This window comes from Pradoshia sp. Z5_111 (assembly GCF_058267535.1).
The window spans coordinates 104724-121345 of the sequence record NZ_JBZCPQ010000005.1 but is presented as its reverse complement, the minus strand read 5'-3'; the positions used below and the strand labels follow the sequence as shown (position 1 = coordinate 121345).

Annotated in this window: 17 protein-coding genes and 1 riboswitch; of the genes, 11 read left to right on the top strand and 6 right to left on the bottom strand. The window is 36.6% G+C overall.

Annotation, left to right across the window (positions count from 1 at the left end; translation table 11 throughout):
- Positions 1-108 precede the first annotated feature (108 nt).
- The 3 genes from AC4D4A_RS12040 to AC4D4A_RS12030 all read right to left on the bottom strand — a co-directional run bounded on the left by AC4D4A_RS12040 (position 109) and on the right by AC4D4A_RS12030 (position 3760).
- Positions 109-1740, bottom strand: a complete 1632-nt coding sequence (locus tag AC4D4A_RS12040; RefSeq protein ID WP_490996126.1) for an ABC-2 family transporter permease — start codon at positions 1738-1740, stop codon at positions 109-111.
- Positions 1741-1743: 3 nt separating this feature from the next.
- Positions 1744-2529 (bottom strand): ABC transporter ATP-binding protein, encoded by a 786-nt coding sequence (locus AC4D4A_RS12035; RefSeq protein ID WP_490996125.1) that lies wholly within the window; start codon positions 2527-2529, stop codon positions 1744-1746.
- A 130-nt stretch (positions 2530-2659) separates the two neighbouring features.
- Positions 2660-3760, bottom strand: a complete 1101-nt coding sequence (locus tag AC4D4A_RS12030) for a methionine biosynthesis PLP-dependent protein (protein WP_490996124.1) — start codon at positions 3758-3760, stop codon at positions 2660-2662.
- A 185-nt stretch (positions 3761-3945) separates the two neighbouring features.
- A riboswitch (SAM riboswitch) is annotated at positions 3946-4050 on the bottom strand.
- Between the two features lie 133 nt (positions 4051-4183).
- Here AC4D4A_RS12030 and AC4D4A_RS12025 point away from each other — a divergent pair.
- On the top strand, positions 4184-5227 hold the full coding sequence (locus AC4D4A_RS12025; protein ID WP_490996123.1) for a M42 family metallopeptidase: 1044 nt from the start codon (positions 4184-4186) through the stop codon (positions 5225-5227).
- Positions 5228-5275: 48 nt separating this feature from the next.
- Here the strand turns inward: AC4D4A_RS12025 and AC4D4A_RS12020 are convergent, their stop codons facing one another.
- Positions 5276-6118 carry a patatin-like phospholipase family protein gene (locus AC4D4A_RS12020; protein WP_490996122.1) on the bottom strand — a complete coding sequence of 281 codons (843 nt, stop codon included), beginning with the start codon at positions 6116-6118 and terminating at the stop codon, positions 5276-5278.
- 204 nt (positions 6119-6322) lie between these two features.
- Between AC4D4A_RS12020 and AC4D4A_RS12015 the strand changes: the two genes are divergently transcribed.
- The 5 genes from AC4D4A_RS12015 to AC4D4A_RS11995 all read left to right on the top strand — a co-directional run bounded on the left by AC4D4A_RS12015 (position 6323) and on the right by AC4D4A_RS11995 (position 9755).
- On the top strand, positions 6323-6694 hold the full coding sequence (locus tag AC4D4A_RS12015; protein WP_490996121.1) for a GntR family transcriptional regulator: 372 nt from the start codon (positions 6323-6325) through the stop codon (positions 6692-6694).
- Between the two features lie 12 nt (positions 6695-6706).
- Positions 6707-7396 (top strand): ABC transporter ATP-binding protein, encoded by a 690-nt coding sequence (locus AC4D4A_RS12010; protein WP_490996120.1) that lies wholly within the window; start codon positions 6707-6709, stop codon positions 7394-7396.
- Positions 7393-8226 (top strand): hypothetical protein, encoded by an 834-nt coding sequence (locus AC4D4A_RS12005; RefSeq protein WP_490996119.1) that lies wholly within the window; start codon positions 7393-7395, stop codon positions 8224-8226. Before AC4D4A_RS12010 ends, AC4D4A_RS12005 begins: the two co-directional genes overlap by 4 nt.
- Before the next feature lie 14 nt (positions 8227-8240).
- The gene (locus tag AC4D4A_RS12000) at positions 8241-9467 is read left to right on the top strand and encodes a hypothetical protein (RefSeq protein WP_490996118.1); all 1227 of its coding nucleotides are present in this window, start codon (positions 8241-8243) and stop codon (positions 9465-9467) included.
- An 84-nt stretch (positions 9468-9551) separates the two neighbouring features.
- Positions 9552-9755: a hypothetical protein gene (locus tag AC4D4A_RS11995; protein ID WP_490996117.1), complete on the top strand. Its 204-nt coding sequence runs from the start codon at positions 9552-9554 to the stop codon at positions 9753-9755.
- 66 nt (positions 9756-9821) lie between these two features.
- On the opposite strand, the gene lepB is transcribed toward AC4D4A_RS11995, so the two are convergent.
- Entirely contained in the window at positions 9822-10370 is a 549-nt protein-coding gene (gene lepB / locus AC4D4A_RS11990; protein ID WP_490996116.1) for a signal peptidase I, read from the bottom strand.
- A gap of 187 nt (positions 10371-10557) precedes the next feature.
- Here lepB and AC4D4A_RS11985 point away from each other — a divergent pair, with 187 nt between their 5' ends.
- Positions 10558-12225, top strand: coding sequence for a glycosyl hydrolase family 28-related protein (locus AC4D4A_RS11985; RefSeq protein ID WP_490996115.1), 1668 nt, complete (start codon positions 10558-10560; stop codon positions 12223-12225).
- Between the two features lie 80 nt (positions 12226-12305).
- The gene (locus AC4D4A_RS11980; RefSeq protein WP_490996114.1) at positions 12306-13175 is read left to right on the top strand and encodes a hypothetical protein; all 870 of its coding nucleotides are present in this window, start codon (positions 12306-12308) and stop codon (positions 13173-13175) included.
- A 71-nt stretch (positions 13176-13246) separates the two neighbouring features.
- On the opposite strand, the gene AC4D4A_RS11975 is transcribed toward AC4D4A_RS11980, so the two are convergent.
- A complete protein-coding gene (locus tag AC4D4A_RS11975; RefSeq protein WP_490996113.1) occupies positions 13247-13435 on the bottom strand; it encodes a hypothetical protein in 189 nt (62 codons plus the stop codon).
- A 321-nt stretch (positions 13436-13756) separates the two neighbouring features.
- Here AC4D4A_RS11975 and AC4D4A_RS11970 point away from each other — a divergent pair, with 321 nt between their 5' ends.
- From AC4D4A_RS11970 to AC4D4A_RS11960, 3 genes are read left to right on the top strand one after another with little or no spacing between them, the layout of a single operon-like run.
- On the top strand, positions 13757-15070 hold the full coding sequence (locus tag AC4D4A_RS11970; RefSeq protein ID WP_490996112.1) for a TrkH family potassium uptake protein: 1314 nt from the start codon (positions 13757-13759) through the stop codon (positions 15068-15070).
- Positions 15071-15086: 16 nt separating this feature from the next.
- Positions 15087-15740, top strand: a complete 654-nt coding sequence (locus AC4D4A_RS11965; RefSeq protein WP_066104829.1) for a potassium channel family protein — start codon at positions 15087-15089, stop codon at positions 15738-15740.
- Between the two features lie 12 nt (positions 15741-15752).
- Positions 15753-16475 (top strand): MOSC domain-containing protein, encoded by a 723-nt coding sequence (locus AC4D4A_RS11960; protein WP_490996111.1) that lies wholly within the window; start codon positions 15753-15755, stop codon positions 16473-16475.
- Positions 16476-16622 lie beyond the last annotated feature (147 nt).

The following is a 16622-nucleotide window of genomic DNA, read 5'->3' as shown; positions in this document are numbered from 1 at the left end:
GAATATCAAATTGTATTCCAAAATGCCTACTTTGATTTTAAAGAAAGTTAACAACAAATAAAATAAACAGTGCTTTTTGATACGAACACAGTGGTTATTCAAATAGTATCAATCCTTTAAATCTTTAAAGTCGACCCTAAATCCATATCGCCATACAAGAATAGCTGTGATCAGCAAGACTCCCCCATATCCATATAAACCATACTCAACCTTGCTTATAAGAAAGTGAACTCCGGCAAATACGCCAAGAATTAAAAGTAGGAAAACGGTCTTTATAGCCTCATTCTCCTGTGTTGCAGAAGTTGGTTTAGAAAATGGCAATATAATTGTATATGTCCTGAACGACAGGACTGCCATTATAAATAACGTAAAGAGACCAATCATTAGATCCCAAAAGATATCACTTCCATATATAAGAATAAATAGAAAGCTATATGCCAAATAGATGGGAAGAACATACTTGGCCATGACTGCATGCCATGTACCTATAAAGATAGACTTTGCACTCCGTAATGGAGAGGCCCTGTATATCCATGATCCTTTATAGGAATTTGTATATCGCAGTGCCATCGCAATAGTTGGAATCATAAGCGCGCAAAAATAAATTGTATAATATCCACCGCTATTTTGAATACCTTTCCATCCATTTTCCCCAAATTGATTAATTAACGTAATAAACGGAAAAATAATAACCATTCCAATAGATGGATATACCTTCAGCTTAAACGCCTGTTCATTTTTCATGAGGTTCTTTGCGAAATGATAAAAGACTCGTTCTTCTTTATTTCGTAATAGGAACATTGAAAAATGACTGCGTTTCTTTTTCGATAAGGCCCCTGTATGATTAGTTAACTTTTGTAGATACTGTTCAAAGTTTTGAACATTCTTAATATAAATAATGACAGAAATAAGTGGTACAATCACTGCCAAGCTGATTAAGAGAATATATTGCCATGCAAAATTCCCATTAAGTATTACCTCAAATGGAGCGGCATACCAAATAGGCGCAAGAGCGTAGCTCCACCAAGTTGGTGCAAATTCAACTTGGCTATCAACAAGGTCGAATATTCTCACCATCATTTGATAGCCAATAATCATTAAAATAGACAAGGAAATTTGTACATAACTGATAAAATCTTTTAATTTCTCGCCATCAAAATACTTTAAAATAACCAAGTAGATTAAAGCAGTAAGCAAGACTATCCATATATCAATCAATATAATGACCAGCAAAAATAAAAGACTAAAGCCAATTCCTTGAGTAACAATAGCAGCAATCAACGCAGGCGCAATAAATATAATGGTTATTGTGCCAAGGTAAATAATAATATGTATCAGCTTTGCCACCGAGACCGTTCTCCCATCAACCGGTCTAGACAATAAAATAGACTGATCCCGTATATCAAGCATCACATGGGAAAAATCAGATATTAAAGATGTCATGATAAAGAACATAAAAACAGCAAACAATAGACTCATTTGGAAAAAATAATTTTCACCCATAATCATAAAAGGAATCAAGATTAGACCCATAAGCGCATAAACCCATAAGGATTTCAAAAACTGATTTGAATCCTTACCAGTATTTCCAGACTCATCATTCATCAAAGTGGGAACTCTTCTCGCGTCCATTGTAAGCTTAACCTGAAGAATTCTTCTCATAACCGGATAATCAATTCCCATCCACTGAAATAGCTTCTGTCCTCTATCCAACACACGCAAACTCATAAATTTTTTCATCTATTAATCCTCTTTGACGACAGATACAATATCTTCGGCAATTGAACGATGTTGGGTAAAACCGGTTAGCTGGTTAAATATTTCTTCAAGAGTTCCTTCCTTGCCAACATCCTGTAATTCTGCAAAGCTTCCATCTGCAACTATTCTGCCTTCATGCAGTAAAATAATTCGATTGCTAATTTTCTCGACAACATCCATGATATGTGAGGAATAAAAAATAGTTTTCCCCTCACTTGCCAGCAGACCCAGTAATTCTTTGATGATCATAACGCTATTTGCGTCGAGGCCGCTTAACGGTTCATCTAAAAATAAAATATCTGGATTATGAAGAAGGCTTGAAATTAACAGAACCTTTTGCTTCATCCCTTTTGAATAACTATTTATTCGTGAATCATACATTTCTTCAATGTTTAATAGCCTCATTAATTTAAAAGCCTTCTGGTCAGCCTGCTCATAAGACAAACCATATAGCTCGCCTATAAAAGTCAAATATTCTCGTGCAGTCAATACATCATATAAATCCGCCAATTCAGGCACATAGCCAATTCTATTTTTATAGGTGATCCTATCCTCAGAAAGCTCTTTATCAAAGATCTTCACTGAGCCTGTATAGTCTGTAAGGAGTCCGAGTAATATTTTAACCGTTGTTGTTTTTCCTGCCCCATTGGGACCTATATATCCGATAATTTGTCCCTTGTTTACATTAAGATTAATTCCTCGAAGAACTTCTTTCGACCCATAATGCATTTGAAGATTACTAATAGAAATCACCTGTTCAGCCATTTTCATTCTCCCCAAAGACCCATTTTGGTTTAGTATAACAAAACGGGTCTTTAATTTACATAATTTTCCGATTTATCCTTTTCAGGTATTACTTCTGGAATGCTTCATGATGCACCTAAATGCCTGTAAAGTTAACCTAAATCGATAATGATTCAAAAGCTTGAATAAGATCATCAATCAAATCATCTGCATGCTCAATCCCAACAGAATAGCGCAGCAAACAATTACAGACCCCATTTTGTGTCCGCACTTCCTCAGGGATATCCGCATGTGTTTGTGTAGCAGGGTATGTCATTAAGCTTTCTACTCCACCCAGACTTTCAGCAAAGGATATGATTTGAAGGCTTTTTAAAAATGGATTGACCCATTCCTCTGATTTTAGCCGGAACGATATCATCCCCCCTTTACCAGGATAAAGGACATCTGTCACTTCTTCTCTTTCTCTTAAAAATCTGCTGATTTTCTTAGCATTTTCCTCATGCTGCCTCATCCGTAGGCTCAATGTTTTCATTCCTCTCATCACAAGCCAGGAGTCAAATGGGGGCAGCACGGCTCCTGTGGCATTTTGATATTCCTCTAAAAGCGCACCAACCTCTGCACTCTTTGAGACAATTAAACCTGCCAACACATCATTATGTCCTGCTAAATATTTGGTGGCACTGTGGACAACAATATCTGCTCCCTGCTCAATCGGTCTTTGTAAAATGGGTGTATAAAACGTATTATCTACGATGAGCAGTAGATTGTTAGATTGGGTCAATTGAGCAATTTCTTTAATATCCATTTCCTGCATAAGCGGATTTGTCGGAGTCTCTATAAAGAAGGCCTTCGTATTTTCCGTAATGGATTCAGCAAAATCTTCATATGTTTGGCAATAGGTAAACTTGATGCCATATGTCTTCCATATTTGTTCAAATAACCGGTAGGTCCCTCCATAAAGATCAGCAGAGACGGCTATTTCATCGCCTGGAGAAAATAAGCATAGCAATGAGTGAATGGCAGCCATGCCTGAACTATAGGCAAATCCCTGTTCACCACCCTCTAGCTCGGCAATTGCTTCCTCTAATAATTTTCTGGTTGGGTTCCCTGTTCTTATGTAATCAAACCCTGTTGATTCCCCTATTCCGTTATGGCGATAGGCTGTGGAAAAATAAACTGGCGGATTAACAGTACCTGTTTGTGTTTCACTTCGATTGCCTATTTGAGCTAAGAGTGTTTCAATTTTAACTGTTGTCATATGTATGACTCCTCTCTCTTTATTAATCCCCAAAATACAGTTATTCTGATTTACCTTCGTCCGGCTCTTATACACCATCATATGTTGCGAATTTCCTCAATCTGCTCATTTTGCCAGTGAATGAAAAATAGGCTTATAAACGAAAAAAGTCTTCAAGAAGAAGACTTTTCATTAAAATGAGCTCCTTCTTATCGGCCAGGAATGATTCTTCCTGCAGGAATTAGCACCTTTCCATATTGGCGGTTGCTGAGATTTCACAGGGCCTGTCCCTCCATCTCTCTTGATAAGATTTTTCAGAATATTTATTTAACTATAAATTTACAGTCCCACTGCTAAAAAAGCAAGTTATTTCTGCCTTTATTGTCCAACTTTTTAACAAAGGTATATAATAAATCTATCCATAAAAAGGAGTGATTCGAAACCATGAAAGCCAATGGTCAGGAAATTTTCCAGTACATAAAAAACCTTGTATCCATTCCAAGTCCGAGCGGCTATACAACGGAAGTGATTGATCATGTAGCAAAGTTTTTACAATCTCAAGGAATACCTGCAGTAAAAACAAATAAAGGTGCCCTATTGGCAACAATCAAGGGGCAGGATGATACAAAGCACCGTTTTCTAACAGCCCATGTAGACACATTAGGTGCTATGGTGAAAGAAATCAAACCAAGCGGACGTTTAAAATTATCAATGATCGGCGGATTTCGCTGGAATTCTGTGGAGGGCGAATATTGTAAAATCCATACTTCTGAAGGGAAAACGTATACAGGGACAATACTATTAAACCAAACCTCAGTCCATGTTTATCAGAAAATGGGGGATATTAAACGCGAGGATGCAACGATTGAAGTTCGAATTGATGCTGTGACTAAAAGCAAGACGGATACAGAAGGTTTGGGTATTTCCGTAGGTGATTTTGTTTCCTTCGAGCCACGCGTTGAATTGACAGACAATGGATTTATTAAATCCCGTCATTTAGATGATAAAGCGAGTGTCGGCATTTTAATGTACATCATTAAACAGCTAAAAGAAGAAGGTATCACTCTTCCCTATACAACTCATTTCTTAATTTCAAATAACGAAGAAATTGGCTATGGCGGAAACTCCAATATTCCTGCTGAAACCGTTGAATACCTAGCTGTAGATATGGGAGCCATTGGGGATGGACAATCTACGGATGAATACAGTGTTTCCATTTGTGCGAAAGATTCAAGCGGCCCCTATCATTATGGCCTTCGTCAGCATTTAGTCGCGTTAGCAAAGCAGCACAAGATTGATTACCGTGTAGATATATATCCTTTCTACGGTTCTGATGCTTCTGCTGCCATCCGTGCCGGTTATGATATCAAACACGGATTAATTGGACCTGGCATTGATGCTTCACATGCTTTTGAAAGAACCCATATCAGTTCTATTGAACATACTGCTCATTTAATCTGGAATTACTTACAATCAGAATTAGCCTAATTTCATACTTAATGTTAACCCATCACTATTTAACGTGATGGGTTTTTATTACAATAACCGTTTTATTTTTCCATAAGCAGCCTTGGCCTCAGCATATCCTTGATTGTATAGCTTTTTCAGCTTTTTAGGGTTACGCTCAACACGGCTGACATCTGATTTCACTAATGGACGAATAATAACGACAAGTCCCTTTTCCTCCTGTTCCTCCAAATAGCGGATCGTATCATTGTAAACGATATGCCGTTTGCGAAGGGCCTTTAGCAGCCCTTGATAGTTCTTATATTTTCTTTTTCCAAGCCAATCAAACGACGACGCTTTCATATAGCCTTTGTTCCCGGTGAGCACAACGATATTTTTTGTATTCCCATCTGCTTGGGATTTTTGAATCGGTATTGGATCGGCAACTCCACCATCAAGCAACATCCTGCCATCATAAGAGATTTCCGGAGCAAAAAAAGGAATCGAACTGGAAGCGCGCAAAATCGTTATAATATCTTTTGTAAGGTGCTCTTTTCTGTAGTATACTGGTTCGCCTGTGACACAATCGGTAACACCGACGACAAACTGTTCCTTTGCTTCACAAAAAGCCTTCATATCAAATGGAACCAGCTCATTTGGAAGTTTATCGAAAATAAAGTCCATTCCAAATAATTCACGTTTTTTCAGAAAACGTTTATAGGATAGGTATTCCGGATGTGAGACATAATCAATATTCGCCATATAATTACGGTCTATTTGCCGTGAAATATAAGAAGAGCCATTACATGCACCGGCTGAAACACCAATTGTATATGGCACATATATATCCTGTTCCATCAAATACCGCAGAACTCCAGCTGTATATAATCCTCTCATTCCGCCGCCCTCTAGAACAAGACCTGTATTCTGCATAATAAGTAAACTCCTTTCACAGAGAATCCTTATTATTTTGCCTTCACCTATATAAATCAATTACACGTTTCAAAACTATTTCAGGGAATTTTTTACTATTCTATTGACAGTTTTAGTGTATTAACTGTATAGTACACATATCAGGTGTATGAACCACATAGTACACACACTAATAATTGGTTAAAAGCCATAGGAGATGAATTCATGAACATCATCTTTAATAACCGGGATCCTGTATATTTACAAGTTGTCCGTTACTTCAAAGAACAAATAGCTACCGGTCGGCTTGCAAGCGGAGATGAGATTCCTTCTCGACGTGAGCTTGCCAATCTTCTAAAAATAAACCCCAATACTGCTCAAAAAGCGTATAAGGAAATGGAGGAACAGGGATTGATTCACACAGAAAGGAATTTCCCAAGCCGGGTCACAACTGACAAGGTCATATTGTCAAGCGTTCGTCAGGAACTCATTGTTGAAGCCGTTGACACCTTTGTTCAGGCAATTAAACCGATTCAATTACCGGTAGATGAATTGTTGAGTATTGTCAAAGAAAAATATAATGCGGAACAAGAGTAAGGAGGGGATCTCATGTTAGAAGTAAAAAATGTAACGAAAAAATTTGGAAGAAAAAAAGTATTGGATGAAGTATCATTTACAGCCAACAAAGGGGAAATCACGTGTTTAATCGGTATAAACGGTGTTGGTAAAACAACGATTATGAAATCCATTATGGGCCTTACCCCTATTAATGGTGGAGAAATTCTTATAAACGGAGCTAATAGAACGAAGGATACGTATGAGAAAATCACATTTATTCCAGATACGTTCACGATGCTTTCGAACTTCACCATTATGGAGGCAATGGATTTTATGAATGATTTTTATGAAAGCTGGAACCAGGATCGTGCCGATGAATTATTGAGCTTTTTTAAATTGGATGAAAACGTAAGGATTTCAACATTATCTAAAGGAAATACCGCAAAAGTGAATTTGCTATTAGGATTGGCCCTGGAAGTTGATTATGTTCTTATGGATGAACCATTCTCCGGTATCGATATTTTCAGCCGTGAACAAATAGCAGATGTTTTTACAAGCCACCTGATTGAAGATCGCGGCGTTATCATCACAACCCATGAAATCAACGATATTGAACACCTCATTGATAAAGTTGTTTTGTTAAATGACGGAGTTGTTTATAAAGAATTTAATGCAGAAGAGGTTCGGACTAACGAAGGTAAGTCTGTCGTAGATGTAATGAGAGAGGTGTATAGAGGATGAATCGCTTTTTTAAGCTTGTGAATATGGAGTTAAATCGATTTACAAAAATTTCATTTGGATTGATCATTGCTGTTTTTATAATACAGGTTGCCGGGTTAATCATTGAAGCTAACATCTACATGAGTGATGCTAATAAATCATTAACGAATGGTGTCCCTATAGAAGTCTTTATTGAAGAATTTGGTTATTACGGAATGGACAATTATGTGAATTCTATTTGGTTTAATGGTCCGATTGCCTTATGTGCAGGTGCCATCTTCTTATATATCTTTCTAATTTGGTACCGTGACTGGTCCGGTAAAGGTCCTTTTATCTATCGTTTATTAATGATTCCTACATCACGAATGAATATTTATTTTTCAAAATTAACGGCTCTAATGCTACTTGTACTCTCTCTAGTATCTACCCAGTTGATCCTCCTTCTAATTGAATCAAAAATTTTGAAATGGTTTATATCAGCGGATTATTTAAATGAGGTATCTATCGGTAGCTTAATCAAGGGATCATCATTTATTACGATTATTCTTCCCTCTACCTTCACAGAATTCGTTTTATATTATGGTGCAGGATTTATTGCTTTGTGCATCCTGTTCACGGTTATATTGCTTGAGCGCAGTTTCAAATGGAAAGGGATTATTCTTGGCATTCTGTATTGTGTAGCTGTTGTAGCTGTATTAGTAGCACCTATTATTTTAATTGAATTATTAGGATTAGGTAATTACGTTTATACATCTGAGCTAATCATCATTGAAAGCGTTACAGCCAGTATTTTAGGTATTATTTCCATTTTACTCAGCCGCTATTTATTAAATAAGAAAATAACTGTGTAAGGAGAGGAAAAAATATGAAAAAATATCAAAATTCTATTCTGATCCTGCTTGTTACCCTACTATCCATTTCAGTATTTTATATAAATCAGGCCTTTTCTTCCTCCACCCTCCCTGATTTTTACGTCAAACAAATAAATGGAGATACTAAAATCTTAGACACATTAGCATTGGAAGCAGATTATCAAGTAGGTGGATTCACAGAAACGTTTAATGTAACGAAAGAGGGATCCACTTATCGATCTGAATTACCTTTTTTTGAGCAGGTGGACTACGGGGAAAAATATTTAGAAACAGCGGAATTGAAAGATTTAGCAGATCAGTATCCTTCCTTTATGAGAGGAAAAATTTATAGTACCCAGTTGTATAATGATACGACTAAAGTAATTTTTGTCAACTCCAATTTTGACTATTCATCTAGACGAGGAATGCATAATTTTAGTTTAAAAATTGATCAACTTGATAAGAAAACAGAGGAAACGAAATCATTTGAAGTCGATTTGCCAAATCAAGGGGATATCTCGTATATCGAAATCCTTGATACTCAAATTTTTATGAATGAATTACGCGTAATGATGCGCCAAAGTTTAAACGAGAGCGAGAAAGAAACACTTCATGAATATACAATTGACCTTAAAAAGGAGAAAATAGTTGACGATAATTCCATTTTGATAACTGAACAACCAACGGAGCAGCAAAGTATTTATATAACCAGTTTAACAGATACTAACCCGACGCAAGCTCGTACTCATTTTACATTTCAGATAGATAAGACTATCCATACAGATGAAAGCAGCCAAACAGTTAGCCGTGACTTATATGTATACAACTATAAAACAAGTAAATTAGATAAGTTGATCCTTCCGAGTGATTTAACGAAACAACTATTACAAGAAGATGATTTTAGTTTTAATATAGCTTATGATCAAACTTCATTATATGCTTCAGCTATTAAAGATGAGAACGGAAAGAAAATAGTTGCTATGGTTAAATATGATTTTGAGAAACAAAAAATCACAAGGGACCATAAAATCCAAGTTAACTCAGAGATGATTGATCACAATATAAATGTATATCACAACAAAATGATTCTCACTTATAGAGGGGAAAAATACAAACCTTATATAAGCATCTTTGATTTCGATGAGGGAAAATCCATATTCGAGGGAACGATTGAGACAAAAAGCAACAATCAAAAGATAGCCTATGAGGATCTCTATTTATACCAGGTCACTGGTCTATAATGTAAACAAAGTCTAAAATTCTTTTGTTTTGTCCACTTCAAAAAGGGAATACAATAACCAAAAGATGATTTGGAGGAATTTCCCATGTACTATGTTTATTTTGAAACGGAGCCAAGGCTTTTGCATGAAGGAACGAAATACAACGTGGAGGTTCCTACCCGAGAGTTACAGGATCAAATAGCCAGTGACCTTGAAAAATATGGAGAGGTATTCAATGTACAAAAATTAGATGCCCCTGTGGATCAATTCCCTGTGCTGACAAAAGAAACCTATAAACGAAATATTTAAAAACGGAAAGGTGAATGGCTAGTGAGCCATTCACCTTTCTTCACACCATTTGGAGATGCAATTTTATCAATCTGTTTTACGTGCGTATTTAAATGGGAGAATGACATATTCACATGTACCGACTATATCATCTTCATTTATGTAGCCCAATCCATTACGGCTATCCCGGCTGTTTAACCGATTGTCTCCCATCACAAAATAATAATTTTTAGGAACCTTTACTGGATCAAAGTCACCTGTTTTATTCATTTTCAGTAAATCAACTTCTCCCTGTTCATCAGGCAGATAGGGTTCATCTTTTTGCTTGCCGTTGATATAAAGTGAATCATTCTTATATTCAACCTTTTCGCCAGGCAACCCTATAATCCGCTTTACATAGTATTTATCATTTTCTTCATCTCGAATGACCACTATATCCTGATGATCAACTGAACCGCTATACGTCGCTAACTTATTGACCAAGACTTTTTCATTATTATAAAGTGTTGGTTCCATTGAGGCTCCTTCTACAATAAAAAAGGAGATGATGAATGTTTTCACAAGGTAAGCTAAGACGATTGCAAATGCGATAGAGATAATCCAACTTCCTACTTCAGTTTTAAATAACTTCCTCAACCGCAGTCTCCTTCTTTCAAGCATGATTCCTCTATTGTCTCTACATTTAATTCTTATATTTTATACCCATATAATATGCTAAGATACCTACAAACGATATTACATTTTCATTACGATTAATTTACGTCTACTAAGGGAATACAATAACATCCATTCTTTTCTTTCACGTGAGGAGTGAAACTCCAGTATGTTGCACTTATCAAAAAATCATGATCCAAATAAAAATGAAATTCTTTTGTCTAAATGGCTCCCTTCAAACCAAACTGCAGCAAGTCTGGCAAAAGAGACGTTTACATTACTTAATGAAAAATTAAATAAGTTTTCCCCTCTTTCCATGCCTAATCGGAAGCCACTAAGGGATTTAAAATATGCTTTTCCCCGTCTTTTATTGACAACAAGCAGACAGCCTGAGATAAAAAATCCAGCTGGCTGCACGATCTTGAACGGTCATCCTTATCCAGAATGGAAAAAGAAATTGGATGAAGAGTATCAGCATTTGAATCAAAAGATCCAGGAACAGATTAATGTAACCGACTATGGTGCTGTTGGTGATGGGATAACAGATAATACAAAAGCGTTTGAGGCTGCTCTTGGTAAAGGAAAGCGAATGGTTTATATTCCAGAAGGTGTTTTTATTGTTAAGGGAATAAAGCTTCCCTCCTACACATGTCTTATAGGAGAAGGAAAAGATAAAACGATTCTTAAATTAGCCAATGAATCACCAAAAAAAGCCATTCTTATTACAAACTCCAGTCCAATTCGTGGTAATCATCATATCCTCGTACAGGGGATGACACTTGACTGGAATGTAGAAAGACTTCCGCAAAGTGAGCGAACCAGTTCTGGTAATAACCGCTCCAGCTGTTTAACATATGCACATGTCTCCTATGGATGGGTGAAGGATGTTGCAGCCCGAAATGCAGGATTGCACTGTTTTGATGTTTCGGCTGCCTACTATACCTATTTGGGCGATGGCACACGTTCGAGATGGCCGAGCCAATATATATGGTTAGATCATCTTTCTGGCTATGGATTTGGAGATGATGGAATAACAACACATCATAGCAGCCATATTCTGATTACAAACAGCCATATGTGTGATCCAAGCGGAAGAGCTCATATGAAGGGATTCTCTAATTCAAATGGGTTTGAGCTGGATGATGGCTCTGACGATGTTTGGCTGATTAATAATTCTTCAACCAGATGCTTTGGAGGAGTTGAAATCAAGGCACATCATACATCATCAGCTGCTTCCAATGTCCATATAATCGGACATATATCAATCCATGATAATCGCTCCTATAACTTTAGACATATTGGCCACCATCTCGAATCAGAACCACAGTCTAAATCTGCCTTTAATATAACGGCGACAAATATCGTGGCAATTGCACCGATATTCACTGATCTATATGAAGGCTCAGCTCCAAGATGTCTAGTCGTATCAGCCTATCAAAATGTGGTTATTAACCATTTCACTCTGCTCGGAGATTCGAATTATGATTATCAAAGGAATCCAATGGTTTCCATTCAATATAAATCTCGTCATATCACACTGACAAATATAACAATAGAAAATTTCCAAACTGCGGGTACGGATATAAAAATAGTTGGCGGCAGGCAGCATACCGATGACATTCGTTTAAGTACTATTTCCATAAAAAACTCAGCTCCAACTGCCATCGATATTGGTAAAGGCGTAGCAAAAGCAACTATATCAAATGTACAGGCTGAATCAAAGATTGGAGATATCGCAATTAAAAATGCCAACCATAATGCCGAGCTGAATGGTATTCATACGGTTGGATATAAGACACCCATTTTGGTTAAGTCTAAAAATTTAATTAAAACTTAAACTTCTAATTCTAATCCTCCACCTCTTCGCATATACATTTACGATCTTTCCTGTAAAATGTGTGAAGAGGTGACTATTTCGTGAATCGGATTGCAGAAGTCCTCAATCAACTCCTTTCATCAATTAAAGACCTAATAAACGATATATTGACTTTTATTTATTATAGCGGGCTGCTCTTCATCATTGGCTGGACACTTTATCAATTGTTATGGGGTGATGTGAAACCGCTTCCCATTTCAACTGCCGTTCCTCCTACATGGTGGACGGAATATGTGATTAAACCACTGATCTCCTCCACCTTTCTGCTAACCATATTGAAGGGAATCTTCTTATTATCAGTCTGGATTATACTATTTTTAATTATTCCAAGTACAACGAGGCAACTCAAACGTTTCAAGCTATTCCAAATGGAGTTTGAAGTGGAGGATAAAGAAACTGCAGCGGTTGCCTTTATAGAATTGCAAAGCTCAAAAGCAACCCTTCTATCAGCAATGTATTCAGATGCAAGCATAGGAAAATTATTCACATTCCTTGATGAAGAAACGATGGAGGTGAATTATTTTTCCGCACTTGATTACTTTTTGGAGGACTTCAAAATCAGTTATAAACAAAGATATAATATTGCCTTTGAATGCGAAACCAAGGATTTACATCAGCTTATCGGAGTCGAACGGGAATATGCCATACTTTCAAAAGAAACCGGCGATCCCGAGGTGTTAAACTGGGAAGCTCCCCTTGTAAAAATAAAGAAAAACAGACTTGTTTTCCTTTTCAACTATCGTGGAACTGATAAGGTGACCATATTGTCCAGCTATTCTTCTCAATTTGATGTCATTGATAAACAAAACATTTTATTTTTGCATTATGCCCTGATGTATCAAGCTGAAAATATTGAATATGCCCTTATGGTTGAAAAAGAAGAATGGCCCTTTGCCAAAACCCCTACTTAAAGGGGTTTTGTTTGTTTACAAAAAAATGCCCTTATTCACATGGTAATAAGGTCATAGTTTAATATAGATGCTCATATAAGATGTCTGTTATTTTGGAACTGTTGCGAATACTTCTTTAGCATATCCTGAACCACTTTGTTATTGGATGCCAGTTCTGTTGGATCTTTTGCGCTTAACTTCCCCACTTGCTTTTGGCTAAAGGGCTTAGCAAACTTCTCTCCTTTTTTATAACGATCATATAAATTTTGGATATTGTCCATAATGGTTCCCCTCCCATCATAGTCCTCACTTATATATATTCAGTTCTTTGGAAAAAATCGCCATCTATTTGTCTAGCTAACTAGTATTTTTTTTGTGCGTTGATTTTCTGTCATAAAAGGTAATCCTATATAAAGTTTATTTTACTGTTTTAAATTCGTATAAATTGTGATAGGATAAAAAACTGTTTAGTGAACACGAAAAAATGTTATTTGGTGTTTTATTATGAGATATAGTACGATGATATTGGCATTTACAGCAAACAGGTTATATTATGAATCAATACACTAACTTTACAAAGAAGAAATGGAGATTAAATAAATATGCAGCAGAGCAAATCTTCAATCCACTCATTCCGGCAAATATTCTTCCTATACATAGGTTTTATCATTTTATTTGCCTTTTTGTTATGGATACCCCAGTCCAATTCCACCGGGTTTTCTATAATGGATTCTCTATTTCTGTCCACAAGTGCCTTAAGCGTTACAGGACTTACTACAATAGATGTAGGAACAGAATTAACCAGGGTGGGGCAATCCATCTTAATGGTGGAAATGCAGCTTGGCGGAATCGGGATTGTTGTATTAATCAGTTACCTGTTTGTCGTGATGGACAAGAAGATTACGGTATCAAGTATGCTACTTTTATCCAAGGACCAAAACCAGTCAAAACTAAGTTCCATTACATCTCTTGGAATTTCGGTTTTAGTCATTGCGTTATTAGTAGAAACGATTTGTTTCTTTATATTATTAGGGGAGGTACGACCCCGATATGATGATTTTTGGGATGCGGCATTCGTTTCAGCCTTTCATGCAGTAGCAAGCTTCACAAATTCCGGATTTGATTTATTCGGTGATAGCCTGATTTCATTTAAACATAATCATCTTTTCCTAATAACAACGGCTATAACAATCTTCTTAGGAAGTCTGGGCTATCCAACATTGGTAGAGTACTTCTTATCTTTTAGAAGGAAGAAAAGTTTGTTTACAAAGATTAATATAAGACTTCATTTTCTCCTACTATTTATCGGTATGGCTATATTTTTCTTATTGGAAACAAATAATTCGTTTAGCGGACTTTCCATTTGGGAAAAACTATCGAATTCATTGTTTTTTTCAGCGACAGCAAGAAATGGCGGGCTGACAACCATAGATGTCTCCCAAGTAACCATTACAACGTTTATGTTTCTAACCTTATTTATGTTTATAGGAGGAGCCTCTTCAAGTACAGGTGGCGGTATAAGGCTGACAACCTTTGCTGTATTACTTTCAAAGGTATTGTCAGTGGCAAAGTCACAAAAAGAGGTTGTCATTTATAAAAAAACCATTGCTCAGGAAGCAGTCGATAAATCCTTTATGGTTTTCTTTACTTTTATGGCATTGTTTTTTGGTTCTACGATTTTATTGACCATGCTACAAACGCATCCTTTAGAACCATTGATGTTTGAAGTGCTATCTGCCCTGACAAATACAGGCTTATCATTTGGGATTACATCTGAATTAACACCTGTTTCAAAATCGATTTTAATCATGTTGATGATTATCGGCCGCATAGGAGTTTTTAGTTTTATATATACCATCTTTAAAGTAGAAAAAGTTAAAACAAGATATTTAAAAGAAGACTTAGCAGTAGGCTAAAAAGGAGATACTTTTCATGAAATCATACTTAGTCATTGGAGCAGGAAGATTTGGTACTGGCATCGTAAAAGAATTATACAAACAACATTGTGAAGTAATTGTTACGGATCGCAGTGAAAAAAATCTTGAGAGTCTAGATGAATATTCGACTCATGCGATTGTCGGTGATTTCCGTGATCCGCTTGTGCTCGATGAACTGAAGATTGACCAATTCAATGCGGTCTTTGTTGCAATCGGCTCTGATGCCTTTTCAGCTATATTAATTACAAAAAAACTAAAAGAACGAAAAGCAAAAAAAATTATTGCCAAGGCTAACAATCGAGAGATCGGTGAAATTTTAAAAAGCCTTGGTGCTGATCGCATCATCCTTCCTGAGGAAGAAGCTGGACGGAAAGTGGCACGTCAGGAATTATTAACAGGAGTCATTGAATATATTGAAATCACGAAGGATATTTCTGCAATTGAAATGCAAGTACCTGAAACAATGCATGGAAAGTCGTTGAACGAATTGAATTTTTCAAGAAAATTCGATATTACGGTGTCCTTAGTCCTTCGTAACGGACAGCCAATATTATCGCATTTTGCAGATCTCAAATTACAAGAAGGCGACGACTTTTTACTGATTGGCTCAAATACCAGTATTGAAAAGTTCAAAAAGAAATATAAATAAAGGTGGGGTGCTATGTTAATCGGGCATGTGAAGGCAATTATGCGCCATCCTGTTAAATCCTTTACAGGTGAACACGTTCAGGAAGCTAATTTAATGCCCTATGGTCTTTATGGGGATCGCAGTCATGCTTATATAGACAATAGCCGTACAAATAAGTTTCTGACAATCACTCAGGCTCCGATCATGGCAAGTTACCAGGCATCCTTTATGGGTCCTGACAGCTTAGATGCCTATCCACCAATCGAAGTGATTATGCCTTCAGGACAAAGAGTAACGTGGAATCACCCTGAATTGATTAAGGAGCTCGAAGCGGCAGCAAACAGGAGTATTACTCCTGTACAATTCACCCCGAATGATGTGCCACTTGGGGCAATAGAGGAAGAACATTTATTGCTCGTAACAGATGCCTCTCTAAAGGAATTAGAAAGGCAAAAAGGAAGTCTGATAGACTATAAACGGTTTCGCCCTAACTTGGTCCTCGATTTAACTGAAAAGCAACCATATATAGAAGATACCTGGTTTGGAAGACGTCTTTTGATTGGTGAATCGGTTGAAATACAAGTTAACCGACATTGTGAAAGATGCATGATTATTACCATTAACCCTGAAAACAGTGAGAAGGATCCTTCTCTATTAAAAATCATTAATAAAACTCGTCAGAATTGTTTCGGTGTATATGCCTCCGTCCTTAAAACCGGAAAAATTCGTAATGGTGATAAGGTACAATTAGTTTAAGATTCTATTATTCTATACTAGTTGTTAGCTCAAGAATCATAGTAATAAGCATAAACAAGGGAACCCTTTTGGTTCCCTATTTTACTAATTTTAATGATTTCTTATTGGTAGATTCGTGTTTAGACTATCCGCAATTAATCACCAGTA

Bases quoted from the DNA above. Each gene is read 5' to 3' on its own strand.
- AC4D4A_RS12000 (WP_490996118.1), top strand. From the start codon at position 8,241: ATGAAAAAATATCAAAATTCTATTCTGATCCTGCTTGTTACCCTACTA.
- AC4D4A_RS11965 (WP_066104829.1), top strand. From the start codon at position 15,087: ATGAAATCATACTTAGTCATTGGAGCAGGAAGATTTGGTACTGGCATC.
- AC4D4A_RS11975 (WP_490996113.1), bottom strand. From the start codon at position 13,435: ATGGACAATATCCAAAATTTATATGATCGTTATAAAAAAGGAGAGAAG.
- AC4D4A_RS11960 (WP_490996111.1), top strand. From the start codon at position 15,753: ATGTTAATCGGGCATGTGAAGGCAATTATGCGCCATCCTGTTAAATCC.
- AC4D4A_RS12005 (WP_490996119.1), top strand. From the start codon at position 7,393: ATGAATCGCTTTTTTAAGCTTGTGAATATGGAGTTAAATCGATTTACA.
- AC4D4A_RS12015 (WP_490996121.1), top strand. From the start codon at position 6,323: ATGAACATCATCTTTAATAACCGGGATCCTGTATATTTACAAGTTGTC.
- AC4D4A_RS12025 (WP_490996123.1), top strand. From the start codon at position 4,184: ATGAAAGCCAATGGTCAGGAAATTTTCCAGTACATAAAAAACCTTGTA.
- AC4D4A_RS12010 (WP_490996120.1), top strand. From the start codon at position 6,707: ATGTTAGAAGTAAAAAATGTAACGAAAAAATTTGGAAGAAAAAAAGTA.
- AC4D4A_RS12030 (WP_490996124.1), bottom strand. From the start codon at position 3,760: ATGACAACAGTTAAAATTGAAACACTCTTAGCTCAAATAGGCAATCGA.
- AC4D4A_RS12040 (WP_490996126.1), bottom strand. From the start codon at position 1,740: ATGAAAAAATTTATGAGTTTGCGTGTGTTGGATAGAGGACAGAAGCTA.
- AC4D4A_RS11995 (WP_490996117.1), top strand. From the start codon at position 9,552: ATGTACTATGTTTATTTTGAAACGGAGCCAAGGCTTTTGCATGAAGGA.
- AC4D4A_RS11970 (WP_490996112.1), top strand. From the start codon at position 13,757: ATGCAGCAGAGCAAATCTTCAATCCACTCATTCCGGCAAATATTCTTC.
- AC4D4A_RS12020 (WP_490996122.1), bottom strand. From the start codon at position 6,118: ATGCAGAATACAGGTCTTGTTCTAGAGGGCGGCGGAATGAGAGGATTA.
- AC4D4A_RS12035 (WP_490996125.1), bottom strand. From the start codon at position 2,529: ATGAAAATGGCTGAACAGGTGATTTCTATTAGTAATCTTCAAATGCAT.
- AC4D4A_RS11985 (WP_490996115.1), top strand. From the start codon at position 10,558: ATGTTGCACTTATCAAAAAATCATGATCCAAATAAAAATGAAATTCTT.